Source organism: Sulfitobacter sp. SK011 (assembly GCF_003352065.1).
Classification (GTDB): domain Bacteria; phylum Pseudomonadota; class Alphaproteobacteria; order Rhodobacterales; family Rhodobacteraceae; genus Sulfitobacter.
Window position 1 is genome coordinate 1,924,829 of sequence record NZ_CP025803.1, and the last position, 22,660, is coordinate 1,947,488.

The following is a 22,660-nucleotide window of genomic DNA, read 5'->3' on the forward strand; positions in this document are numbered from 1 at the left end:
CTATTCCTCCATCACACCTTTGCGGCCCATCAGGCCACGGGGACGTGTCAGCAAGATGATAATGGCGACCACATAAATGATGATCTGGTCGATGCCGGGGATGACGGCTTTTACTTCGGTCAGGGATGCGAGGCTTTCCAGAATGCCAAGCATGAAGCCCGCCAGCACCGCGCCGGGCAAAGAGCCCATGCCACCCACAACAACCACAACGAAGCTGAGGACCAGAAAGTCCATACCCATGTGATAATTGGGTGAGTTGATGGGCGCGTACATGACGCCCGCCAGACCCGCGACCGCAGCGGCGATGCCGAACATAAAGGTAAACCGCTTATCAATGTCGATGCCCAGCAGTCCCACGGTTTCGCGGTCCGCCATGCCGGCACGTACAACCATGCCAAACGTGGTGAATTGCAAAAAGGCGAAGACGGCACCGATGATCAACGTGGAAAAACCAAAATAGACCAGACGCCAGTACGGATAGGCCAGCGAGGTGTCGAGCCCCAGCATCGGCCCGAAGTCAAAGCTGCCGACAAATGCGGAAGGTGCAGGTGTCGGGATCGGGTTGGCCCCATAGAAATATTTGATCACTTCCTGCAGAACGATCGCCAACCCGAAGGTCACAAGGATCTGATCGGCGTGGGGGCGCTTGTAGAAATGTTTGATCAGCCCGCGCTCCATGATGAAACCGATGGCGAGCATCACAGGAATCGCAAACAAAATGGCCAGCGGAACGGACCAGTCGATGATGCTGGCACCCACCTCTGGGCCAAACCAGCTTTCGACATAGGGCGTTTTAACTTTCAGGGGGTTTCCGAGAAAATCCTTCGCAGTCTCACTCACCGTTTCGGTGCTGAGTGTCAGGATTTTCTGCAAGGTAACGGAACAGAATGCCCCGATCATGAACAAGGCACCGTGGGCGAAATTGACCACCCCAAGCGTGCCAAAGATAAGTGTCAGGCCAAGGGCGATCAACGCATATGCGGATCCCTTATCGAGGCCGTTGAGAATTTGAAGAAGAATTGCGTCCATGGTCCCCACCGATTGGATTAAGAAGTCGTGCCGGGCCAACACCCAAGCAGGATGAGGGGGTAGGGCGCGAGATGTCGCGCCCTACGGCTTTTCTTTGGAACGATTTTACGCGCCTGGGTTACACTTGCCCAATTCGCCACCGGCAAACATCGGGTGATCAGGTGCATATTCGACCTGCGCCCGTGGTGTCACTTCGACGATTTCCAGTGTGTCGTATTCGTTTGTCGGGTTCTCTTTACCCTTCATGACAAGCACGTCTTTGAAGCACTGGTGATCGGCACCGCGATAGGTGGTTGGACCATTGCCCATGCCGTCAAAGTCAAAGTCTTCAAGAGCTTCGACAACACCACATGGATTGAAGGTGCCTGCACGCTCAACCGCATCCGCATAAAGCAGCGTCTGAACATAGCATGTGTGCGCAGAGTTGGATGGGGGGCGACCGTACTTTTCACCAAATGATTTGGTGAACGCCTTTGAACCCTCATCCTGCAACTGCCAGTTCCAGTTCATCGAACCGATAACGCCTTGCACGTTGGCACCCGCACCAGCGGCCATCAACTCAGAATAAAGTGGCACGACGATCTCGAACTTCTTGCCGTTCACTTCTTTGTCGAGCAGGCCAAACTGAACCGCGTTGGTCAGTGAGTTGACCATGTTGCCACCGTAGTGGTTCAGAACCAGGACGTCGGCACCAGAGTTCAACACCGGCGCGATGTAGGCAGAGAAGTCAGTGGACGCAAGCGGCGTCAGCACGTTGTTGACGGTCTCCCAACCCATGGCTTCGGTTGCCGCGGCAATCGATTCCTGCTGAGTCCAGCCCCATGTATAGTCCGCCGTCAGGTGATAGGCGCGACGGTCGGTGCCATAGGCGTTCTTGAGCACGGGTGCCAGTGCTGCCGCAGACATGTAACCGTTAAAGAAGTGACGGAAACCATTGGCTTTCTTGTCTTTGCCTGTGGTGTCGTTTGAGTGTGTCAGACCGGCCATGAAAATCACGCCTGCCTCTTGGCAAAGGCCCTGAACAGCCACAGCCACACCCGAAGATGAGCCGCCGTTGATCATCACAGCGCCGTCTTTTTCGATCATCGACTTGGCCGAGGCACGCGCCGCATCTGACTTTGTCTGGGTGTCACCGGTCACAAAAGTGACCTTCTTGCCCAGGATACCGTTGCCTTGCAACGCCTTGGAGCTGAATGTGTTCAGCAGGCCGCCGTCGCCTTCGCCGTTCAGGTGCTGAACAGCCAATTCCTGTGCACGCAGCTCGTCCAGACCTTCTTCGGCGTAGGGGCCGGTTTGTGGCACGTTAAAGCCCAGCGTGACGGTGTCGCCTGTTGGTGCGTTTGTGAAACCTGTGTGGCCATCGGCACGCAGGTACGTCGGCAGCGCCAGACCTGCGCCAGCGACAGCGCTGGTTTTGATCAGACCACGACGTGTCAATTTAGAAAATGACATGAATTCCTCCCAATTGTTGAAACTGCGCGTCCGCTATCGTTGAGCGGACGCACAACACACAAAGTGCAAATATCTTATCGCCTGTATTGTGAAAACGGATCAATAAGCCCCTTGATAAACACGACTATTCTGTAAATATCTTCGCAAAGGCTTTGTCCTTTCTGTAAATAAAATGATGTTGCAGCGCAGAAACCCATTGATATTGCGCGATAATGTGAGGGCTGGGGATGGTACGGGAAGCATTGACAGGCAGCCGCATTCGCGAACGCAGGGTGATGGCGGGGCAAAAGCAGGCCAATCTGGCGCGTCAGATCGGAATCTCGGCCAGTTATCTGAACCTCATTGAACATAATCGCCGCAGAATCGGCGGTAAACTGTTGCTCAACATCGCCGCGGCACTGGGGGTGGAACCGCAGGCCCTGACCGAAGGGGCAGAGGCCGCGTTGATTGCGACGCTGCGCGAGGCGGCGATGGATGCGGGCCTGACCGGTCCTGATGCTTCACGCGCTGATGAATTTGCGGGGCGTTTTCCCGGCTGGGCGGATGTGCTGGCCGGCACGCGCAGGCGTATTGCAGCATTGGAACAGACGGTTGAGGCATTGACTGACCGTCTGGCGCACGACCCGCATCTGGCCGCCTCGATGCATGAATTGTTGACCACCGCAGCGGCGATCCGCTCCACCGCGTCCATTCTGGCAGAAACAAAGACATTGCAACCCGAATGGCGCGACCGTTTTCATGCCAACATCAACGAAGACAGCCGGCGATTGTCGGACAGTGCTCAGGCGCTGGTGGCCTATCTGGATTCTAATCCTGAAGCCCCGGAAACCGCGAGTTCCCCCCAGGAAGAAGTCGAGGCGTTTTTGACCGCGCATGGGTTTCATTTTGACGCTCTGGAAAACGGTGACGACGTGGCAGAGGTTGTTGAGGCGGTGGTCATGCAGGCCCCGCAGCTGCAATCGCTGGCCGCGCAACACATCGCCAGAGCGGTCTTGCATCAGGTTGGCCGTGACGCGGCGCGACTGTCGATATCCGATCTGCGCGCAGCAGTGGCTGAGGTTGGGTCAGACCCCGTCACACTTGCCCGCAAACTGCGCCAACCCGTCGTGCGCGTGCTGCGCCGATTGGCTGCATTGCCCGAACACGGTGCTGGACTGGTGGTCTGTGACCGCTCTGGTACGGTTATTTTTCGCAAGTCGATCGAGGCGTTCACAGTGCCGCGGCACGGTGCCTGTTGCCCGCTCTGGCCGTTGTTTGCAGCGCTGGGGCAGCATGGGGCCGTGGTGGCGGGCCGCGTGTCACAAATGGGTCCGGCGCAAGCTCAGTTCGACTGTTTTGCGGCAAGCGAAGCCATTGGCACCCCGTCTTACAACACCCCACCTTTGGTGCAGGCCGTCATGCTGCTGGTGCCCGCGCCAACGGATTCCGGGGCCGCACAACTGGTGGGATCAACCTGCCGGATCTGTCCGCATGACGACTGCGGTGCCCGGCGCGAACCCTCGATCCTGGCAAAGGGCGTTTAGACACGTTGGTGCTTTGACAGACCTTTCATTCCGGTGCATCCTGATCCGTGCTGCACAAGCACCTTGCGTCAGACAGGGGCGGTGCCGCGCGAGGGGGAGGATCAAAGCCGATGGGCAAACATGTGGTGCTGGTCGAGGACGAAATAAACATCGCCGAGGCCATCCGTTTTTTGCTGTCTCAAGAGGGCTGGCGGGTGGAAACTCTGGCCAACGGGGCCGCCGCGGTTGATGTGATCCGCAAGGTGATGCCCGATCTGGTGATGCTCGACGTCATGTTGCCGGGCAAGAGCGGTTTTGAAATCCTGAACGAATTGCGCGCTGATCCGGTATTTGCCGATATGCCGATATTGATGCTGACCGCACGCGGCCAAAGCAGGGACCGCGAGATGGCCGAAAAAGCTGGCGTAAGCCGGTTCATGACCAAACCATTTTCCAATGCTGAAATGCTGGAAGCGGTGCGCGAATTGACCCAACAATGACGGAGGTCTGACCCATGGCGCGCAGCCCTATCTTTTTGGAACGGCGCGGCTACCGGTTGCGCAGGATGATGGATGCGCTGCGGTTTCTGCCGCTGTTGGGATTGGGCTTATGGATGGTGCCGTTGCTGTGGCCGGCGTCAGAGACGACCGCACAAGGTGACCTCGACTCAATGCCGCTGAGCATGGCGCTGCAGTATATTTTTGGCATCTGGGCCCTGCTGGTGCTGGCCGCATGGGGCCTGTGGCGGCACACCCGAGAGCAAGCCACAAAAGATGGTGAACCAAGCGCCGAGGCTGATTGATGGTTTCGCTCAATCAGCTTGTCATGGTTTGCCTGCTTTATGTTGCTGGGCTGTTCATCGTTGCCTTTATGGCAGAGCGGGCGGCCCTGAAGGGGCAGGGCGGATGGCTTCTGCGCTCGCCTTTGGTCTATACGCTGTCGCTGTCGATCTACTGCACGGCCTGGACGTTTTACGGGGCGGTTGGATATGCCGCGCGGTCGGGCCTTGAATATGTGACAATCTATCTGGGGCCGTCGTTGGTGATGATCGGCTGGTGGTGGATATTGCGCCGGTTGGTGCGCATCGGGCGCAGTCAGCGTGTGACCTCGATTGCTGATTTGATTTCATCGCGATACGGCAAATCGAATACGCTGGCCATTGTTGTCACGATCATGGCAGTGATCGGGGTGACGCCTTATATTGCGCTGCAATTACAATCCGTTATTCTGTCTCTGTCGATTTTTGCGGCCCCAGATACGGCCCTGGTGGGCACCGAACATGAGGTGATCAACAAAGGTCAGGCGGCCTTCTGGGTCGCGACGGGTCTGGCGCTTTTTACCGTGCTTTTCGGCACCCGAAACCTGAACGTCAATGAACGCCATCACGGTGTTGTCATTGCCGTGGCGGTTGAGGCGGTGGTCAAACTGGTGGCGCTTTTGGCTGTCGGTATCTTTGTGGTCTGGGGGCTGGCCGGAGGGGTCAGCGAAACCCTGACCCGCATCGATGCTTCGGCCATCGGTGAATGGCATGTGCAGGGCAGCCGTTGGGTTGCATTGACCATGCTGTCAGCGGCGGCTTTCTTGTGTTTGCCACGGATGTTTCAGGTCATGGTCGTGGAAAACGATGATGAACGGTACCTGCAAATCGCCTCATGGGCATTTCCGCTGTATCTGATGTTGATGAGCCTTTTTGTGGTGCCGATCGCCGTGATTGGTCTTGACCTCATGCCCGTGGGGTCGAACCCGGATCTTTTTGTACTCAGCCTGCCGCTGAGCCAAGGGCAGAACGGCCTTGCGATGTTTAGTTTCTTGGGGGGCTTTTCGTCGGCCACCTCGATGGTCATCGTGGCCACGCTTGCGCTGAGCACCATGGTCAGCAACCACATCGTCATGCCGATCTGGCTGGCGCTGCGACAGGATGGCGCGACACAATCGGGGGATGTCCGCAATGTGGTGATCCTGGCGCGCCGGGTGTCAATCTTGCTGATCATTTCGTTGGGTTTCCTTTATTATCGTGCCTCAGGGGGCAGTGGCGCGCTGGCGGCGATTGGCACCATTTCATTTGGCGGCGTTGCGCAGTTCCTGCCTGTCTTGCTTGGCGGCATATTCTGGCGTGGGGCCACGCGGATGGGCGCGCTCTGCGGACTTGGCACCGGGTTCGCCTTGTGGGTCTTTACGATGTTGCTGCCCAGCTTTGGGCCGGGTACCGCGCTTTCTGTGGCGACGTTTGAACAGGGGCTGGCGGGCATCGGATGGCTGCGGCCAGAGGCGCTTTTTGGCATCGACGGGTTGGACCCGACGGTCCATGCCGTGGTATGGAGCCTGTCGTTGAACACATTGGTTTTTGGTCTCGTCTCGCTCTTTACCTTTCCGGACCCGGTTGAACGGCTGCAGGGGGCGCAGTTTGTGAATGTGTTTGACCATTCCAGCCCGACACGCGGCTGGACCGCGTCAGTGGCGGGCAGCGAAGACCTGATGATCATGGCGCAGCGCATTCTGGGTGCCGCAGAGGCGCGGGCGTTCTTTGGGACACATTCAAAAGCGCAAGGAGTGACGGGCGGGTTGCCGGAACCCACCCCACAGTTTGTTCAGGCGCTGGAACGTGAACTGGCCGCATCCGTGGGGGCGGCAACGGCCCATGCGATGGTGGCCCAGATCGTCGGCGGCACATCCGTATCGGTTCAGGATCTCTTGGCGGTTGCCGACGAATCCGCACAGATGCTGGAATATTCCAGCCAGCTTGAGGCGAAATCGCGCGAATTGTCCGAGACCGCCGCACAACTGCGCAACGCCAATGAAAAGCTGACACAATTGTCACTGCAAAAAGACAGCTTTCTCAGCCAGATCAGCCATGAATTGCGCACGCCGATGACGTCAATCCGGTCCTTTTCAGAGATATTGCGCGATGCCAAGGGCATGAAAGCCGCTGACAAGACACGCTATGCCTCGATTATCCATTCAGAGACCATTCGCCTGACGCGTCTGCTCGATGATCTGCTGGACCTGTCGGTGCTTGAAAACGGTCAGGTGACGCTCAACATGCGCACCGGGCAATTGGCGGATGTACTGGATCAGGCGGTGATCACGGCGCTTGCCGGTGCGGCCCGGCCGCTCAGGATTATCCGCGATAAGAAGGCCGAGGCCGTCACCTTGACCACTGATTTGGACCGGCTGGCGCAGGTATTTATCAATCTTGCGGCCAATGCGCAAAAATACTGCCGCGCGAACGATCCCCAATTGACGATCAATGTGCAGCATGACCGGGAGACGCTGACCATTGATTTTATTGACAATGGCGATGGCATTGCCACCGATGCGCAGGCTGTCATCTTTGAAAAGTTCTTTCGGATCAGCGGGGTAGAGGGCGAAGGGGCCGGGCTGGGGTTGGCCATTTGTCACGAGATCATGACCCGGCTTGGCGGCGATATCGCCTATCTGCCACGGGATGCCGGCACCGCTTTTCGTGTGACCTTGCCGCTGAAAGGCAAAGACACAAAGCCGGAAAAACGCACGCTTGCCACGCTGACATAAAGGCGTTGGTAACCAATCATCGTCTAAGTGTGTCCCAAGGCCCGCAAAACGCGGGTGGAGGCGATGGGACACGACCAGCAGATTATGACCGCACAGACATCGGGACAATCGGAACGCGATCAACCGCACTCCGCGCTGCATCGCAAGGCGCAGGTCGGGCGGGTTGAGCATCAGACCCATGCAATGTCTGTGCCCAAAGCATTGCGGCTGACACTGGCCAAGGTGGCAAATGAAATGTTTGGCATGGCCATGGCCGCAATCGGCATCCGGATGGAAAAACGAGACGGTGACGCCCTTGCCGAATTGTTTGAAATGCCGGCTTTGTTGATGGCGCTTGATGGGCCATCAGGCAGGCGGGGGGCCGCAGTTTTTGATCCAAATCTGGTGGGTGGGCTGATCCAACAGCAGACGATGGGCAAAGTGATGCCTGAGGTCGGGGGTGCAACGCGCCCCCAGACAGCAACGGACGCTGCCATTTGTGCGCCGTTTCTTGACGCCCTGCTGGACAGGGCGGCAGTGTTGCCGGAAACCGAAATCGAACGGCAGCTTTTGCAAGGGTATCGGTTTGGCATCCGGGCCGAGGATGCCAGAATCCTGCTGATGAGCTTGGAAGCGCCAGAGTATCAGGTTGTGCACATCACCGTGGACATCGCGGGCGGTTGTCGGCAGGGGCAGATCATTTTATGTCTGCCCATCGTGCCCAAACCGTCTGAAATATCGCGGGGCCGGGACGACGATGGCACCTTAACTGACGGCGCGGGACCACGACGGCAAAACTCGTTGAACGATACCGTCATGGCGCTGCATGTCGATCTCAATGTGGCCCTGGCGCGGATATCCATGCCGGTGAGTACGCTTGGCGCGCTTGCCCCCGGTGATGTTTTTGAACTTGGGATCACTGCGTTTGACCAGTCACGGGTGCTGACCATGTGCGGGACCGGGGTTGGCCGTGGCACTTTGGGTCAGATTGACGGGGTGCGGGCGCTGCGGGTCGAGCATCAGAACATTGCGGCCACAACGCCAAAACGCCGCGCCAGCGACCGTGAGGGGCTGGACCTTCCGGACGTCACGGGCGACGGCACCGGCACCCGCGCCACAGATCCGAACGCGGAACTGTCCGCTCCAAGCCCGGATTTGGCAGAATTGCCCGTTGGCAACGCGATGAACGGCGTGTCAGCCCTGCCTGATTTCGCTGAACTGCCGGATCTGCCGGATTTGCCCGACATGTCGGATCTGCCGGGGTTCACGCAAGAGGACGATCTTACCGACTTGCCGCGTGCAGGTGCTGGATAGCGGGCGGTTGCAGGAAGATGGCGAAAGGGAAAAGAAGCTTAGCTAAAGGGCTGTGCCAAAACCTGTCGCATATTTTCAATGTCATATCCGCCACTGCGCGCGGCCGCGATGATTGCGTCCGGCGTCATTTGACCTGCCTGTCCCAAGGCCCATGCAATTGTGGACCGGGTGCCTGATGCACAATAGGCCAGGACGACATGATCGGTATCGGCCCCCAGGGCACGGTTGGTGGCGATCACGTCCGGCACCATGGTTTGATGGGTCAAAGGCTGCACCGCAAAGCTGATGCCTGCTGCCTTTGCAGCGGCTTGCATCGTTGCTGCGCTATGGCTTGGCGGTACCTCAGCGTTCGGTCGATTGCACAGGATGTGGGTAATGCCAGCCGCTTTGAGCGCGGACATATCACCCGGTTCGATCTGCGGGCTGACGTAATAGCGGGGGGTCAATTGGCGAATATCCATAAGCTGATTTACGCCCGAGCGCTGTTTGTGTCCAGCGCACCCTTTGCCCGGGGTGCCAATGCCATGCCCGCAATCATTGCTGCCAAAAATGTCAGCCCGCCAATGCCGCCATAGCTGAGCGAGGCGAGCGCAGGGCCGGGGCAAAGCCCGACAAGGCCCCATCCCATCCCGAACAGCACCGCCCCAATGATCAGATGACGATCAAACACCGGGTCTGCTGGTGCCGGAAAGTCGCCCCCGACCAGCGGCTTGCGCGCAGCAGCCAACCGCCAAGCGACAAACATCGGGATGATTGCACCCCCCATGACAAAGACCAGTGTCGGGTCCCATGCCCCAAAGAAATCCAGAAAACCCTGTACCTTGTCGGTGTTGGTCATCCCTGACAGATGCAGGCCCAGGCCAAAAAGCGAACCTGAGAGAATAGCGAAAGCTGTCCGCATGTCAAAGCCCGCCCATGAAGCTGCGCAGCGCCACGACCATAACCGCCCCTGACGCGATATAGACCAGAGTGGCGGCAATGCCGCGCGGGCTGAGCCGGGAAATGCCGCAGACCCCGTGGCCAGACGTACAGCCATTGCCGATGCGGGTGCCAAGCCCGACAAGCAGGCCAGCAAGAATGACCAGCCCGATGTTTGAGGTCAGATTGGTCGCTGCTGTGGGTGTGCCAAGCGCCTGCAGAAATGCTGGTAGGGCGATCAGCCCTGCCAGAAACGCCCCGCGTTCCATCCAGGCCCCGCGCGCAGAGCCGTCAATCAGGCCGCCCAATATGCCGCTGGCCCCCATGATGCGACCATTTCCCAGCAGATAGACCGCGCCGGCACAGCCTATCATCAGGCCCCCGATCAGGCCCCATATCCAATCCATTTCCATTTTGTACCTTCAGAGTTTGTTGATGGGCAATTTGAGCATCACCGTGCCGCTGTCATCCGCCTCTGGCATATGACCTGCGCGCATGTTGATTTGGAGCGATGGCACTATCAGTTTTGGCATCGGCAGACTGGCATCACGGGTTTCGCGCAACGTGACGAAATCATCTTCGCCCGCACCACCGCCTACATGAACGTTGGCCGCTTTTTGGGCACCAACGGTGGTTTCCCAGGCAAATTCATTGCGCCCCGGTGCCTTGTAATCATGGCCCACAAAAATGCGGGTCTGGTCAGGCAGCGACAGGATGCGCTGAATGGAGTTGTAGAGGTCATGGGCGGACCCGCCCGGGAAGTCGCAGCGCGCCGTGCCGAAGTCTGGCATGAAAAGCGTATCGCCCACAAAAGCCGCGTCGCCGATCACATAGGTCAGACAGGCTGGCGTGTGGCCAGGAGTGTGCATCACATCCGCGCGCATCTGTCCGATGTGAAAGCTGTCTGCATCCCGAAAAAGCGCATCAAACTGGCTGCCATCGCGCTGAAATTCGGTGCCTTCGTTAAAGACTTTGCCAAATGTGTCCTGAACCGTGGTGATCTGAGCGCCAATGCCGATCTTGCCGCCCAGTTTCTCTTGCAGATAGGGGGCAGCCGACAAATGGTCGGCGTGCACATGGCTTTCCAGTATCCATTGGGTCTGCAGGTTGTGGGCAGTTACATACTCGATGATCCTGTCGGCAGAGCATGTGTCGGTGCGCCCGGCGGCATGGTCAAAATCAAGCACGGAATCGATGATGGCGCAGGCCGACCCATCGGGGTCTTGCACCACATAGCTGACCGTGTTGGTCGCATCATCAAAAAATGCGGTCACATTTGGGGAAACGGTGGGCAGGGTCGTGTCCATCTGCTGGCCTCCTGTTGGTTACAGGGAAACATAGCGTTTTCTGCATGTGTTACAAGCGCAGGTTTGCGGCGGCATCAGGCCAGGCACCTGACGCGAGGGGCGCGCATCGGTATTTGAAAAAGGGTGAAATAAGGCGAGAGGTTACGTCAGGAAAATGCCCAGGATGACCATCATCAGGCCAATTGCCGACAGAAACAGCGCGCCCATGTTCACAGGGATCGCAGATTTCAGCACAGCCCGCATTGCAGCGTCATCAAGACCTGAACGTTTGGCGCGCGCCACCCGGACAATGCACCAGATCAACCCGACAAGACCGATGAGCGACAAGGCCGCACCTGTCCAGATGATCCATTCGAGCGGGGAAGAGGTTGCGTTTTCCATGACCCGTTCGCTACGACAATCAGCAGGTTTGGGCAAGACCCGCTTGCGGGTGTCAAATTGCGCGGGTAGTCAGGCCCCAGATCAATTCGCAAGGAGCGCAGCATGAGCGACACATCCACAAACCCCGATGTCATCGACCCCGTTGGCGATGCGACATATCGCGTGACCGCAAATGAGTTGCGTCAGTTTGTCGAGCGGATTGAACGGTTGGATTCGGAAAAGAAAGACCTCGCCGAGCAGCAAAAAGAGGTGATGGCCGAGGCCAAGGCACGCGGCTATGACACCAAAGTGCTGCGCAAGGTGATTGCGCTGCGCAAGCGCGACAAAGACGACATTGCCGAAGAAGAGGCGGTGTTGGAGATGTACAAAGAAGCGCTTGGCATGTGATTTGAGGTGCTGCTGTTGGCGGCAATCATTCTCATGATTGATTAAAGAAGGCGTTGGGCGGCGGCACCCCTTGCATGCCGCCTTTAAGGCACATAGAAGGGCGGAAATTTTCGTCCGCGCGCCTGTTCGTGCGGCCTTATTCTATGGAGCACACATGCAGGTCAACGAGACACTGAACGACGGTTTGAAACGCGGCTATGCCATCACAGTGACGGCGGCCGAACTGGAAGCCAAAGTGAATGAAAAGCTGGCAGAGGCCCAGCCGACTGTTGAGATGAAGGGCTTTCGCAAGGGCAAGGTCCCGATGGCATTGCTGAAAAAGCAGTTTGGCCAGCGTGTGATGGGCGAAGCAATGCAGGAAAGCATTGATGGCGCGATGTCCGAGCATTTTGAGAAATCCGGCGATCGTCCCGCGATGCAGCCAGAGGTCAAGATGACCAACGAAGACTGGAAAGAAGGCGACGACGTTCAGGTTGAGATGAGCTATGAAGCCTTGCCCGAGATCCCTGAAATCGACATGGGCAAGATCAAGCTGGAAAAGCTGGTTGCGAAAGCCGACGACGCCGCAATAGACGAGGCGCTCGCAAACCTCGCTGAAACGGCGCAGGATTTCAAAGCCCGCAAAAAGGGTGCCAAGGCAAAAGACGGTGACCAGATTGTCATGAACTTTGTCGGCAAGGTCGACGGTGAGGCGTTTGAAGGTGGATCAGCCGAGGATTATCCGCTGGTGCTGGGCTCGAATTCATTCATCCCCGGATTTGAAGAGCAGTTGGTTGGCGTGAAAGCCGAGGAAGAAAAGGCTGTGACGGTCAACTTCCCTGACGATTATCAGGCCGAGAATTTGGCCGGCAAGGAAGCGGTTTTTGATTGCACGATCAAAGAGGTCAAAGAACCTGTTGCTGCCGAGATCAACGACGAGCTGGCGACAAAGTTTGGCGCAGAGGACCTTGCCGCGTTGAAAACGCAGATCGCCGAGCGTCTGGAAGCCGAATATGCAGGGGCCGCACGCGCGGTGATGAAGCGCGGTTTGCTTGATGCGCTGGACAAATTGGTCAGCTTTGATTTGCCGCCCTCGTTGGTCGACGCAGAGGCAGGGCAGATAGCACACCAGTTGTGGCATGAAGAAAACCCTGAGGTTCAGGGCCATGATCACCCGGAGATCGAGACAACAGACGAGCACAAAACACTGGCAGAGCGCCGTGTGCGGTTGGGGCTTTTGTTGGCTGAAGTGGGTCAGAAAGCCGAAATCGAAGTGTCTGACGCAGAAATGACGCAGGCGATCATGAACCAGGCGCGTCAATATCCCGGTCAGGAACGCCAGTTCTTTGAGTTTGTGCAGAAAAACCAGCAGATGCAGCAGCAGATGCGCGCTCCGATCTTTGAAGACAAAGTGATTGATCACATTGTTGAAAAAGCAAAAGTGACCGAGAAGGAAATCACCAAGGACAAGCTGCAAAAGGCTGTTGAGGCGCTCGAAGACGACGCGTAGTTTCGACACATTTCAGAATGACAAAGGCCACGCATCGCTGCGTGGCCTTTTTCGTTGGCAGTTTTTGGTCCGTGTGGTTCAGAGCGTGATGCGGAACTGCGCAAAGCCGTCTGGCCCATCCCCGGCGGGTTCGAGTTTGACGCCTTTGACATCACCGATGTAATCGGATGCTTTGGGTCCGGTGTTGAACAGAACGGTCGCACCCTCGATGGGGGCAAAGGTCCAATTGGCGTCGGCGCGCGGGCTGATCGTGCCTTTGTCGACGATATAGCGCACAATCACGTCGCGGTTCGTATCGGGCCCCTCGAATACGATGGTATCGCCCTTGGCACCGGGAAAATCACCACCGCCCGAGGCACGATAGTTGTTGGTGGCGATGATAAACTCTGCAGCAAGGTCAATGGGTTCGCCGTTGAACTGCAAGTTGACAATCCTGTTGGCACCCTCATTCATCAGGACCCCTTTGGGATCGAATTTCGACGGCTGTGACAGGTCGATCTGATAGGTGACGCCATCCACCACGTCGAAATTATAGCTGGGGAAGGCATCATTCAGCAGCGGTTGATCGGCCACGCCGGGCTGCACCTGATTGAACATGCCCGCAGAACGTTCGAGCCAGTCCTTGACCTGAGCGCCGGTCACCCGCACGGCACGCACTGTGTTGGGGTAGAGATAAAGGTCCGAGACGTTCTTGATCGCCACATCCCCTTTGGGCACATCCGTGTAATACTCCGGCCCGCCACGCCCTCCCGCTTTGAATGGGGCAGCTGCGGATAAGATTGGCAGCCCCTCGTGTTCGGTGCCTTTCATCATCTGGGTGATGTACCAGATCTGTGCATTCGAGACGACCTGCACCGACGGGTCATCGGCGACCAGCGCGAAATAGCTGTGCAGATTGGCGTCTGTTTTGCCCACCGCGCGGCGGACATAGGCTAGCGTTTCGTCGTGTTCCTGCTGCACTGCGGCCAGCACCGCAGGCACACTTTCGACCAGTGCGGTGACACTGCGGTCTTCGTTGCGTTGAGAAATCGGTCGCGCCTCTGCCATATGAGAGGCGATGCGCCAGGTGCCGCCATCGTTTTCCAACATCAGATCGATCAGCCCCAGGTGGCTGCCCCAGAAACCGCCCATGGTGGCGGGTTTGCCGTGGATCGTACCCGCAGCGGCATCAACGGCCGGATAATCGGCATAGGTGGATGATGGGAACACGAGGTGCGAGTGCCCCGTCAGAATGGCATCGATGCCTTCAACGGCGGCCAATGGCACGGATGCGTTTTCCATCAGGTCCGTTTCGTCCGCTGCTCCGATACCAGAATGGGACAGAGCGATGATGATATCGGCACCCGCTTCCTTCATCTGTGGGATATACGCGCGGGCGGTCTGGACGATATCGCGGGTCTGAACGTTACCTTCAAGATGGCGACGATCCCAGTTCATGATCTGGGGCGGCACGAAACCGATGATCCCGATCTTTATCGCATGGGTTTGCCCGGCACCGTCTGTGACCTGATGATCCAAAATGACATAGGGCGGCACCAGGGTTGTGTCTTTTGTCGGTTCGCCGCCCATTTCTTTCACAACATTGGCGCTTACCACCGGAAATTCGGCACCCGCCAGAGATTTGGTCAGAAATTCAAGACCATAGTTGAATTCATGGTTGCCCAGGGTCGATGCGGCAAAACCCAAGGTGTTCATTGCCTTGATGACGGGATGCATATCGCCGTCTTTCATGCCCCGTTCATAGGCGATGTAATCGCCCATCGGGTTCCCTTGTAGGAAATCACCGTTGTCGAGCAGCAGCGCGTTGGATGCCTCTGCGCGGATGTCTTCGATGATGGCGGCGGTGCGGGCAAGGCCGACGGTGTCGACGTCCTTGTCTGCGTAATAATCATAGGGAAAGACGTGCACATGCAGGTCGGTTGTTTCCATGATCCGCAAATGCGCTTGATTGGCGGCGGCATGGACGGAAAACGGATGAAGTGCGAGCAATCCGGCAGAACCGGCAAGGAAATGGCGGCGATTGAGGAGAAGGGTCATAACAGCGTTCCTTTTCAGTGACGATACACCGATATGGTCTGCCTGTGACGATGCCATGACAAGAATTAAATCAAATCAGCCGCTCCGCAGGCCGGTTTCGACCAACATGCCACGGCGTTTTGCCTCGTAGTAATAACCGCGTGAATACCATTTAACAGCGGTGCCATGGTCGCCGTCCGCCAAGAGCCATGCGCCGCGCAGGTATTTTACGGCGTATTTCAGGTTGGTGTCCGCATCCAGCAGATCTTTCGGACTGCCCTGAAAACCCATACTGCGCGCTGTGGCGGGCAGAATTTGCAGCAGCCCATAATAGGGACCGTTGCGCGCACCGGGGCGGTGGGTGCTTTCGCGGATGGCCAGCCGATGAACAAGGGGACGAGGGACATCATAAAAATCCGCCCACTTGTTGATCTTTTGGCGCAACTGAGGCGTCTCATTGGGATAAAGTGGTGGGCCAGTTGGGGCAGGGGCCGGGGTCGGCGAAGCGCTACACGCGGATACGGCGGTGGCACCCAGGACTGCCAGAAATGCGCGGCGGGTGGTGTGGGACATGATCAGATTCGCAAGTTGTTAATACGCGCTGCACATTACGGATGACGCGCAACCGGGCAAGTAGGCGGTCCTGCCATGGGCGGCAATCCGCAAAGCAGCAGCAGAGAATGCCAGCGCGATGGTGCCGATTTTGCCCGTGCAAAGGGGCGCACGAAAAAGGCCGGACGCGTGATGCATCCGGCCCCTGTCATATTCAAAGAAGAGACGATTACGCTTTTGCGTCTTCGTCCTCTGCGTCCTCGGCAGGTGTCTCAATTGCCTCGGCCAGATCGTCGTCTTCGGATGCCGCAGCACCGATATCGTCGAACAGTTCCGCAATTTCAAACTCTGCTTCTGCTTCTTCTTCGGCAGCCAATTCCTGAATGGATTTGCCTGATGCCTGAAGTTCGGCTTCCTCAGGAGAACGGGCGACGTTCAACTGAATGGTTGCTTCAACTTCGGGGTGCAGAACAACAGCAACGTCGTGCAGACCAAGTTCCTTGATCGGCGCAGTCAGGACAACCTGCTTGCGATCGACAGTGAAACCAGCCTCGGTTGCAGCTTCGGCAGCGTCACGGGTGGTGACGGACCCATAAAGCGCGCCCGCGTCAGATGCTGAACGAATCACGATGAACTGCTGACCGTTCAGCTTGTCCGCCATTGCGTCGGCTTCTTTTTTGCTTTCAAGGTTCTGCGCTTCAAGCTGCGACTTGCGGCCCTCAAAGGCTTCAATGTTGGCTTTGGACGCTGACAGCGCCTTGCCCTGTGGCAACAGAAAGTTGCGCGCAAAGCCTGGTTTGACGTCAACGACGTCGCCCATTTGGCCCAGCTTAGCCACACGTTCCAGAAGGATAACTTGCATGTGCTTTCTCCTTAACGAACGGCATAGGGCAGCAAGGCGAGGAAGCGGGCGCGTTTGATGGCACGGGCCAGTTCACGCTGCTTTTTCGCAGATACTGCGGTGATACGGGAAGGCACGATTTTGCCACGCTCAGAGATGTAGCGTTGCAAAAGACGTGTGTCTTTGTAGTCGATGGCCGGAGCGTTGTCGCCTGAGAAGGGGCAGACTTTGCGACGGCGGAAAAATGGTTTTGCAGCCATGGTTTATGTCCTTTTTATCAAGCTGTTGATCAACGGCGCTCGCGGCGTTCGCCACGTTCGGGGCGCTCGTCTCGCTTTTGCATCTGCACGGATGGCAGTTCTTTGTGCTCATCAACTTTGATGGTCAGAACACGCATCACATCGTCGTGCAGGCGCATCAGGCGCTCCATTTCCTGAATGGCGGTCGCAGGTGCGTCCGAACGCAGGAAGGCATAGTGGCCCTTGCGGTTTTTGTTGATCTTGTAGGCCATTGTTTTGACGCCCCAGTACTCGTGATCCACGAGTTTGCCGTCGTTGTCGGCGAGGACTGTGCCAAAATGTTCGATAAGGCCTTCGGCTTGCGTGTTGGACAGATCCTGACGCGCAATCATGACATGCTCATATAGCGGCATGCGGTCTCCTATTTATATCAAGGCGCATTTCATAGGCAGGGCAGATTACCTTTGCGGCCCCACCACGAGAGTCTGCGCGGTTCAACGTTTTTGCAAAGGAATGGCTCATATACACGGTTTATGGCGCGGGGCAAGCCGCGAAGTCCGCTTGACCGCAGAACCCGTGTAACCCGCAAAGTTCCATGACATGGTCGCAGCCTCGCCGTTATTTCGTCTTTTTCTTCAGTCAAGGATTGATCAAGAGAATAAGAGTGAACGAGGGACCAAGAAAATGAGTGTATCAGTCGAATTCATGAATGCCGACACGACCACAATCGCGCCTGTGCGCATTGCGGAAGGTGGCCCCATGTTGATACGCGCCACACAGCGCCTGACCGGGGTTGCATTGGTTTTCGCGGCGTTCGCACTTTGGTTGGCACCGGGTGCCGCCTGGGAAAGTGATGTGATGTTGTTCAAACTGATCCTGTCGCTGACTGCTGCGCTGGCAGGGTTGGGGTTGATGCAATCAAGTGCAAAGCCAAACACCCCAAAGATTGAGATTGATACGATCCGCCGCGAAGTGCGGTTGGTGCGGCTGGTGGCGGAAGGCAAGAACATTGTTTTGCAGCGCTGCGGCTTTGCCGATCTTGCCCGCGCGGAATGGGAAGGCGTGAAGGTGCGTTTGTGGGACAAAAACAACGCACCGCTGGCAGAAGTCACGCTGAACGACCGCAATGTGATGACGAGCCTTGTGTCCGGCCTGCGTGCCGCGGGTAAGCTCGTTTAATTCAACGCTTTACTGCAAGGTCTTAGCGCCTCGGCAAACGCCGGGGCGTTTTTTCATGTTCATTTCCGCGCATGCCTTGTTGAAGGGTGCGGAATTGCGCAGGCCGCCTGTCCCGCTAGCTATCATCCATCTTGTTTCAATTTGGAGTGCCATCATATGAAGTCCGTTCTTTTTGCCACAGCCCTTGCTTTCGGTGCGACCAGCGCGGTTGCGTCCGATACTTACGTATTGGATGCCAGCCACAGTCAGGTGCTGTTCAGCTATGACACCTTGGTTTTTCAACAACCTTTGGCGTCTTTTCGGGATTTGACGGCACGATCAACTTTGATGAGGCCGATCCGGCCCGTTCATCCGTGACCGTCTCCATGCCTGTGATGTCAATTTTCACCGGCTGGGAAAAGCGGTCAGAGCACTTCATGTCCGATGACTTTTTCGGGGCGACAGAGGGCGACATGATCACCTTTGCATCTACGTCAATTGAGGTGACGGGCGATGCCACCGCCAAGATCACGGGTGATCTGACGATGAATGACGTGACAAAATCCGTGGTTCTGGATGCCAAATTAAACCAGAAGGGTGATCACCCGCAGGCGGGCAAGCCGTGGGTCGGATTTGACGCGACAACAACTGTGTTGCGGTCAGATTTTGATCTTGGGTTGTATGCCCCATACGTCAGCGACGAAGTGGCAGTGAAGATCTCTATCGAGGCGATGAAAGCCGAATGATCCACGCCGTATTTTGAAGATTGGAAACCGCCGGGTCTTGCACCTGGCGGTTTTTTTATGGTTCGCGATTGGCCTTGAGCGTGATGTGAACTTTGACCGCAAAGGCGAGGCCCTTTTCGTCATTCAGGTTGTCCCCAATGCCAAAATCACGGCGGTCCAGGGTCACATTTCCGCGCATTTCCGCGCTGTCGCCCGTCACGGCCAGATTCAGTGGAAGGGTCAGGGGGACGCTGTTTTCTTTGATGGTGAGCGTGCCAACGGCCTCGTACCCATCAGATGCATGTTGAATGTCTGCCATGAAAACGGCAGTGGGGAATGTCTCCACACGGAAGAAATCCACGCCCAACGCCTGTTGCGTCACCGATCCTAGCGTCAGCGAGGCCACATTAATCGTCGCGGTGACATCGCCGGCTTTTCCGATGGGTATCATTTCATCAAAGCTGATGGCCGCTGTCCAATCCGCAAAAGAACCGGTGACCTCTGACCCGAATTGCACCACGGTGATGTCGATCTGGCCCTCCTGAACCTGCCAGTCAGAGGTCACTTGGGCCAACTGGTCCCCCGTGCTGTCATTGGCTTTGGTTCCAAACGTGGCCAGAACGGTGCCCAATGCGAGGGCCAATGCCCACAGAACGAGCGCGCTGATCAAGGGCGCAGATGTGTGATGTTGAGGTGGCAGGGGGCCGATCGCAGGCTCGCCTGGCAACATGCGTCGCAACGTGGGGTCCCGGTCAACAAAGTGGTGTTTCAATGCGCCCGCTATGTGCAGCACCAAAGCAGCGAGCAGCCCTTTCACAGCAACCTCGTGCACCTCGCCAAAAAGATGTTCAACAACGACGGATTTCGGAATGAGCGGAAGGCCTTGACCAAAGGGCCACCAGATCGGTGCGAAACCGGTGGCGGCGGCATGGCTGATCCAGCCAGACAACGGTACGATGACCAGAGCCCCGTAGAGCAGCCAATGCACTGTTTCGGCGGCAAAGCTTTCAAGCTTTTTTTCGGCATTCAGCAAACCCGGTCTGGGTTGGCTCAGCGCCCAGATGATTCTTCCCAAGGCTACGAAAAAGACGGTGACACCCAGTGTTTTGTGCAGCGAAAAGAACCACGCCTTGCGCGCCAACTGTTCGGCTGTGTCATAGGGCAGATCATTTGCATAAAGCCCCAACGGCAACTGCGTCAGGATGAGCAGGGCAGTGACCCAGTGAAAGGTCTTGGTGACGCCGCCATAGCGCTGCGCGGTGTTTGTCAGGGCCATGTGGCGTGCTCCGTACTGGTTTGGCGGGAAACTAAAACGAACGCCAGATAGCCACAATGACAATTGCCGCACATATGGCGTGCAGACTTGTTTGCGAGGATGGTGCAGGATACATTTTGAGATAAGCAAACGAGATAAGCAGAATACAGGGGTATATCATGAGCGTCGCATTCGTATTTCCTGGGCAAGGGGCCCAAACCATCGGCATGGGGAAAGAACTGGCTGATGCCTATCCTGCCGCCAAGGCGGTGTTTGATGAGGTTGATGAAGCTTTGGGGCAAAACCTGTCTTCCCTGATTTGGGAAGGCGATATTGACACGCTGACGCTCACGGAAAATGCACAGCCGGCGTTGATGGCCACGTCGATGGCGGTCATCCGGGCACTTGAGGCCGAAGGGATCGGTATAGACCGGGTCTCTTACGTGGCGGGACACAGTCTGGGTGAATACTCAGCGCTGTGTGCGGCAGGGTCGGTTTCAGTGTCAGACACGGCGCGGTTGTTGCGCATTCGGGGCAAAGCCATGCAGGCAGCAGTGCCTGTGGGTGAAGGCGCGATGGCGGCCATTTTGGGCCTAAGCTTTGAGCAGGCGGCCAAGATTGCGCAGAACGCGGCGATGGGCGAAATTTGCCAGGTCGCCAATGAAAACGACCCGGCACAGAATGTGGTGTCCGGCAACAAGGCCGCCGTGGAACGCGCCGTTGAACTGGCCAAAGAGGCAGGGGCAAAACGCGCGCTGATGCTGCCCGTGTCCGCCCCATTTCACTGCACATTGATGATGCCTGCGGCGGCTGAAATGGCGCGGGCGCTGGACACTGTTGATTTTAAGGACCCCAAGGTGCCACTGGTGTCCAATGTCTTGGCGGCGGGCGTTTCGGCGTCCCATTTGATCCGGTCCTTGCTGGTTGATCAGGTGACGGGCCGGGTGCGGTGGCGCACGTCGGTGGAATGGATGGTCGAGCAAGGCGTGACTGAATTCTGGGAAATCGGCGCAGGCAAGGCACTGTCTGGGATGATCCGCCGGATCAGCAAAGACAGCGTCAGCCGCACCATCGGGACCCCGGCAGAGGTTGTAGCGGCCAAGGACGCATAATGCGCCTGTCTGCTTTGGTCTTGGTGCTGTGGCTCAGTGCCTGCGGGGTCATTGAAAACGCCTCTGACGGGACGCAGATGGTCGTTGAGGCCGATCAGCTGGTGCTTTCCGGCACCATCACCAGCCGCACCCCGCAGAACTTTGAGCGCATACTGGCGTTGAACCCGCAGATCAGGACGCTGGTCCAGACGAGGGTCGATGGGTCGATTGACGGTGAAGCGACCATCGCCATGGGATACCGTGTGCGTGACTTGGGGCTCTCGACGCATTTGCGGTCCGATAGTGTCGTCGATTCGGGGGGTGTTGATCTGTTTCTTGCCGGACGCAGGCGCACCATGGAACGTGGGGCCAGCATCGGCGTGCACAGTTGGCGCAATGGCTACCGCGAAGGCAGCAGCTATCCGCCAAGTTCGCCAGAGCATGACCTGACACGGGACTATATCGCTGACATGCTGGGCAGTGACGCGTTTTACTGGTTTACCTTGCAGGCAGCTCCCTCAGACGGGATACATGAGATGACGGCGGCGGAAATCGCACGCTTTGGGCTGTTGACCGGCCCGGTGCTGAATTGATGAAACAAAGGAAATACTATGTTTGACCTGAGCGGAAAAAATGCCCTGATTACAGGGGCTTCTGGTGGCATTGGTGCGGACATCGCGCGCATGCTGCACGCCCAAGGGGCCACGGTTGGGTTGTCGGGAACCCGGGTTGAGCCGCTGGAAGCGCTGAAGGCCGAACTGGGCGACCGCGCGCATGTGCTGCCGTGTAACCTGAGTGATATGGACGCCGTCGAGGCGCTGCCCAAGCAGGCGGCTGAGGCGATGGGGTCGGTTGATATTCTGGTCAACAACGCCGGAATTACCCGCGACAACCTGTTCATGCGAATGTCGGATGAGGAATGGAATGCGGTCATGAACGTCAATCTGACCGCGACATTCAAACTGTGTAAGGGTGTGATGCGTGGGATGATGAAGGCGCGCTGGGGTCGGATTGTGAATATCTCAAGCGTTGTCGGGGCCACGGGCAATCCCGGTCAGGCCAATTATGCGGCCTCAAAGGCGGGGATGATCGGTATGTCAAAATCGCTCGCCTATGAGGTTGCAAGCCGTGGCATCACGGTAAATGCGGTTGCCCCAGGATTTATCACAACCGCAATGACGGACAAGCTGACCGACGACCAAAAGGCTGGTATCATGGGACAAATTCCCGCTGGCCGTATGGGCGAACCGGGCGAGATTGCCGCAGCTGTGGTGTATCTTGCGAGTGCTGAGGCAGGGTATGTCACAGGCACCACCTTGCATGTGAATGGCGGTATGGCCATGTTGTAAGCGGCGCTGGAATAGCGTTTGCCAGATGTGTGTCTTATGCTAAAGGGGGCGCAGATTCGACTATTTGGGTGCTTGATTGCCCCTTACACCTTGTGCAAACAAGGGACAGAGCCGCCTCAAAGACGGGGCATCCTCCAACCGCCAC

At 57.3% G+C, this 22,660-nt stretch carries 24 protein-coding genes and 1 pseudogene; 12 read left to right on the forward strand and 13 right to left on the reverse strand.

Translation table 11 applies throughout. The features are described from left to right. Positions 1-1,029, reverse strand: a complete 1,029-nt coding sequence (locus C1J02_RS09475; RefSeq protein ID WP_114878355.1) for a branched-chain amino acid ABC transporter permease — start codon at positions 1,027-1,029, stop codon at positions 1-3. A gap of 105 nt (positions 1,030-1,134) precedes the next feature. Then, positions 1,135-2,481 carry a substrate-binding protein gene (locus C1J02_RS09480; RefSeq protein WP_114878356.1) on the reverse strand — a complete coding sequence of 449 codons (1,347 nt, stop codon included), beginning with the start codon at positions 2,479-2,481 and terminating at the stop codon, positions 1,135-1,137. A 227-nt stretch (positions 2,482-2,708) separates the two neighbouring features. Between C1J02_RS09480 and C1J02_RS09485 the strand changes: the two genes are divergently transcribed. The 5 genes from C1J02_RS09485 to C1J02_RS09505 all read left to right on the forward strand — a co-directional run bounded on the left by C1J02_RS09485 (position 2,709) and on the right by C1J02_RS09505 (position 8,807). Continuing rightward, positions 2,709-4,004: a short-chain fatty acyl-CoA regulator family protein gene (locus tag C1J02_RS09485; RefSeq protein ID WP_114878357.1), complete on the forward strand. Its 1,296-nt coding sequence runs from the start codon at positions 2,709-2,711 to the stop codon at positions 4,002-4,004. A gap of 110 nt (positions 4,005-4,114) precedes the next feature. Then, the gene (locus tag C1J02_RS09490) at positions 4,115-4,483 is read left to right on the forward strand and encodes a response regulator transcription factor (RefSeq protein ID WP_114880489.1); all 369 of its coding nucleotides are present in this window, start codon (positions 4,115-4,117) and stop codon (positions 4,481-4,483) included. 14 nt (positions 4,484-4,497) lie between these two features. Further along, positions 4,498-4,785, forward strand: coding sequence for a hypothetical protein (locus C1J02_RS09495; protein ID WP_114878358.1), 288 nt, complete (start codon positions 4,498-4,500; stop codon positions 4,783-4,785). Then, positions 4,785-7,514, forward strand: a complete 2,730-nt coding sequence (locus C1J02_RS09500; protein WP_114878359.1) for an ATP-binding protein — start codon at positions 4,785-4,787, stop codon at positions 7,512-7,514. The genes C1J02_RS09495 and C1J02_RS09500 overlap by 1 nt, the downstream gene beginning before the upstream one ends. A gap of 63 nt (positions 7,515-7,577) precedes the next feature. Further along, positions 7,578-8,807: a FliM/FliN family flagellar motor C-terminal domain-containing protein gene (locus C1J02_RS09505; RefSeq protein ID WP_162798295.1), complete on the forward strand. Its 1,230-nt coding sequence runs from the start codon at positions 7,578-7,580 to the stop codon at positions 8,805-8,807. Positions 8,808-8,845: 38 nt separating this feature from the next. Here the strand turns inward: C1J02_RS09505 and C1J02_RS09510 are convergent, their stop codons facing one another. From C1J02_RS09510 to C1J02_RS09530, 5 genes are all read right to left on the reverse strand, one after another. After that, entirely contained in the window at positions 8,846-9,268 is a 423-nt protein-coding gene (locus tag C1J02_RS09510) for a TIGR01244 family sulfur transferase (RefSeq protein ID WP_114878361.1), read from the reverse strand. 8 nt (positions 9,269-9,276) lie between these two features. Beyond that, complete coding sequence (locus tag C1J02_RS09515; RefSeq protein ID WP_114878362.1) at positions 9,277-9,708, reverse strand: DUF6691 family protein; 432 nt, start codon at positions 9,706-9,708, stop codon at positions 9,277-9,279. Position 9,709: 1 nt separating this feature from the next. Then, positions 9,710-10,138 (reverse strand): YeeE/YedE family protein, encoded by a 429-nt coding sequence (locus C1J02_RS09520; RefSeq protein WP_114878363.1) that lies wholly within the window; start codon positions 10,136-10,138, stop codon positions 9,710-9,712. 9 nt (positions 10,139-10,147) lie between these two features. Continuing rightward, positions 10,148-11,032 (reverse strand): MBL fold metallo-hydrolase, encoded by an 885-nt coding sequence (locus C1J02_RS09525; RefSeq protein ID WP_114878364.1) that lies wholly within the window; start codon positions 11,030-11,032, stop codon positions 10,148-10,150. 141 nt (positions 11,033-11,173) lie between these two features. Continuing rightward, positions 11,174-11,413 (reverse strand): hypothetical protein, encoded by a 240-nt coding sequence (locus C1J02_RS09530; protein ID WP_114878365.1) that lies wholly within the window; start codon positions 11,411-11,413, stop codon positions 11,174-11,176. Between the two features lie 102 nt (positions 11,414-11,515). On the opposite strand from C1J02_RS09530, the gene C1J02_RS09535 reads away from it, so the two are divergent. Together C1J02_RS09535 and tig are read left to right on the forward strand one after the other, a co-directional pair. Then, entirely contained in the window at positions 11,516-11,800 is a 285-nt protein-coding gene (locus C1J02_RS09535; RefSeq protein WP_114878366.1) for a DUF2312 domain-containing protein, read from the forward strand. Between the two features lie 154 nt (positions 11,801-11,954). Beyond that, complete coding sequence (gene tig, locus C1J02_RS09540) at positions 11,955-13,289, forward strand: trigger factor (protein ID WP_114878367.1); 1,335 nt, start codon at positions 11,955-11,957, stop codon at positions 13,287-13,289. A gap of 78 nt (positions 13,290-13,367) precedes the next feature. Here tig and C1J02_RS09545 read toward each other — a convergent pair whose 3' ends face one another. From C1J02_RS09545 to rpsF, 5 genes are all read right to left on the reverse strand, one after another. After that, a complete protein-coding gene (locus C1J02_RS09545) occupies positions 13,368-15,326 on the reverse strand; it encodes a bifunctional 2',3'-cyclic-nucleotide 2'-phosphodiesterase/3'-nucleotidase (protein ID WP_114880490.1) in 1,959 nt (652 codons plus the stop codon). 75 nt (positions 15,327-15,401) lie between these two features. Continuing rightward, on the reverse strand, positions 15,402-15,878 hold the full coding sequence (locus C1J02_RS09550) for a lytic transglycosylase domain-containing protein (RefSeq protein WP_114878368.1): 477 nt from the start codon (positions 15,876-15,878) through the stop codon (positions 15,402-15,404). Positions 15,879-16,086: 208 nt separating this feature from the next. After that, entirely contained in the window at positions 16,087-16,719 is a 633-nt protein-coding gene (gene rplI / locus C1J02_RS09555; protein WP_114878369.1) for a 50S ribosomal protein L9, read from the reverse strand. Positions 16,720-16,730: 11 nt separating this feature from the next. Continuing rightward, on the reverse strand, positions 16,731-16,958 hold the full coding sequence (gene rpsR, locus C1J02_RS09560) for a 30S ribosomal protein S18 (protein WP_114878370.1): 228 nt from the start codon (positions 16,956-16,958) through the stop codon (positions 16,731-16,733). Between the two features lie 29 nt (positions 16,959-16,987). Further along, complete coding sequence (gene rpsF / locus C1J02_RS09565) at positions 16,988-17,350, reverse strand: 30S ribosomal protein S6 (RefSeq protein WP_114878371.1); 363 nt, start codon at positions 17,348-17,350, stop codon at positions 16,988-16,990. 271 nt (positions 17,351-17,621) lie between these two features. On the opposite strand from rpsF, the gene C1J02_RS09570 reads away from it, so the two are divergent. Beyond that, complete coding sequence (locus C1J02_RS09570; protein WP_114878372.1) at positions 17,622-18,116, forward strand: hypothetical protein; 495 nt, start codon at positions 17,622-17,624, stop codon at positions 18,114-18,116. A 156-nt stretch (positions 18,117-18,272) separates the two neighbouring features. Beyond that, positions 18,273-18,841 (forward strand): annotated as a pseudogene (locus C1J02_RS09575) (YceI family protein). Positions 18,842-18,896: 55 nt separating this feature from the next. Here the strand turns inward: C1J02_RS09575 and C1J02_RS09580 are convergent. Beyond that, positions 18,897-20,096, reverse strand: coding sequence for a cytochrome b/b6 domain-containing protein (locus tag C1J02_RS09580; RefSeq protein ID WP_114878373.1), 1,200 nt, complete (start codon positions 20,094-20,096; stop codon positions 18,897-18,899). Between the two features lie 158 nt (positions 20,097-20,254). Between C1J02_RS09580 and fabD the strand changes: the two genes are divergently transcribed. From fabD to fabG, 3 genes are read left to right on the forward strand one after another with little or no spacing between them, the layout of a single operon-like run. Next, positions 20,255-21,187, forward strand: coding sequence for an ACP S-malonyltransferase (gene fabD / locus C1J02_RS09585; protein ID WP_114878374.1), 933 nt, complete (start codon positions 20,255-20,257; stop codon positions 21,185-21,187). Continuing rightward, the gene (locus C1J02_RS09590; protein ID WP_114878375.1) at positions 21,187-21,759 is read left to right on the forward strand and encodes an alpha/beta hydrolase; all 573 of its coding nucleotides are present in this window, start codon (positions 21,187-21,189) and stop codon (positions 21,757-21,759) included. Before fabD ends, C1J02_RS09590 begins: the two co-directional genes overlap by 1 nt. Before the next feature lie 18 nt (positions 21,760-21,777). After that, the gene (gene fabG, locus C1J02_RS09595) at positions 21,778-22,515 is read left to right on the forward strand and encodes a 3-oxoacyl-[acyl-carrier-protein] reductase (protein ID WP_114878376.1); all 738 of its coding nucleotides are present in this window, start codon (positions 21,778-21,780) and stop codon (positions 22,513-22,515) included. The last annotated feature ends 145 nt before the right edge of the window (positions 22,516-22,660 follow it).

Coding starts and splice junctions, on each gene's coding strand:
- C1J02_RS09520 (WP_114878363.1), bottom strand. CDS start 10,138: ATGGAAATGGATTGGATATGGGGCCTGATCGGGGGCCTGATGATAGGC.
- rplI (WP_114878369.1), bottom strand. CDS start 16,719: ATGCAAGTTATCCTTCTGGAACGTGTGGCTAAGCTGGGCCAAATGGGC.
- C1J02_RS09550 (WP_114878368.1), bottom strand. CDS start 15,878: ATGTCCCACACCACCCGCCGCGCATTTCTGGCAGTCCTGGGTGCCACC.
- C1J02_RS09475 (WP_114878355.1), bottom strand. CDS start 1,029: ATGGACGCAATTCTTCTTCAAATTCTCAACGGCCTCGATAAGGGATCC.
- rpsR (WP_114878370.1), bottom strand. CDS start 16,958: ATGGCTGCAAAACCATTTTTCCGCCGTCGCAAAGTCTGCCCCTTCTCA.
- fabD (WP_114878374.1), top strand. CDS start 20,255: ATGAGCGTCGCATTCGTATTTCCTGGGCAAGGGGCCCAAACCATCGGC.
- C1J02_RS09590 (WP_114878375.1), top strand. CDS start 21,187: ATGCGCCTGTCTGCTTTGGTCTTGGTGCTGTGGCTCAGTGCCTGCGGG.
- rpsF (WP_114878371.1), bottom strand. CDS start 17,350: ATGCCGCTATATGAGCATGTCATGATTGCGCGTCAGGATCTGTCCAAC.
- C1J02_RS09495 (WP_114878358.1), top strand. CDS start 4,498: ATGGCGCGCAGCCCTATCTTTTTGGAACGGCGCGGCTACCGGTTGCGC.
- C1J02_RS09505 (WP_162798295.1), top strand. CDS start 7,578: ATGGGACACGACCAGCAGATTATGACCGCACAGACATCGGGACAATCG.
- C1J02_RS09580 (WP_114878373.1), bottom strand. CDS start 20,096: ATGGCCCTGACAAACACCGCGCAGCGCTATGGCGGCGTCACCAAGACC.
- tig (WP_114878367.1), top strand. CDS start 11,955: ATGCAGGTCAACGAGACACTGAACGACGGTTTGAAACGCGGCTATGCC.
- C1J02_RS09500 (WP_114878359.1), top strand. CDS start 4,785: ATGGTTTCGCTCAATCAGCTTGTCATGGTTTGCCTGCTTTATGTTGCT.
- C1J02_RS09545 (WP_114880490.1), bottom strand. CDS start 15,326: ATGACCCTTCTCCTCAATCGCCGCCATTTCCTTGCCGGTTCTGCCGGA.
- fabG (WP_114878376.1), top strand. CDS start 21,778: ATGTTTGACCTGAGCGGAAAAAATGCCCTGATTACAGGGGCTTCTGGT.
- C1J02_RS09570 (WP_114878372.1), top strand. CDS start 17,622: ATGAGTGTATCAGTCGAATTCATGAATGCCGACACGACCACAATCGCG.
- C1J02_RS09480 (WP_114878356.1), bottom strand. CDS start 2,481: ATGTCATTTTCTAAATTGACACGTCGTGGTCTGATCAAAACCAGCGCT.
- C1J02_RS09530 (WP_114878365.1), bottom strand. CDS start 11,413: ATGGAAAACGCAACCTCTTCCCCGCTCGAATGGATCATCTGGACAGGT.
- C1J02_RS09515 (WP_114878362.1), bottom strand. CDS start 9,708: ATGCGGACAGCTTTCGCTATTCTCTCAGGTTCGCTTTTTGGCCTGGGC.
- C1J02_RS09490 (WP_114880489.1), top strand. CDS start 4,115: ATGGGCAAACATGTGGTGCTGGTCGAGGACGAAATAAACATCGCCGAG.
- C1J02_RS09525 (WP_114878364.1), bottom strand. CDS start 11,032: ATGGACACGACCCTGCCCACCGTTTCCCCAAATGTGACCGCATTTTTT.
- C1J02_RS09535 (WP_114878366.1), top strand. CDS start 11,516: ATGAGCGACACATCCACAAACCCCGATGTCATCGACCCCGTTGGCGAT.
- C1J02_RS09510 (WP_114878361.1), bottom strand. CDS start 9,268: ATGGATATTCGCCAATTGACCCCCCGCTATTACGTCAGCCCGCAGATC.
- C1J02_RS09485 (WP_114878357.1), top strand. CDS start 2,709: ATGGTACGGGAAGCATTGACAGGCAGCCGCATTCGCGAACGCAGGGTG.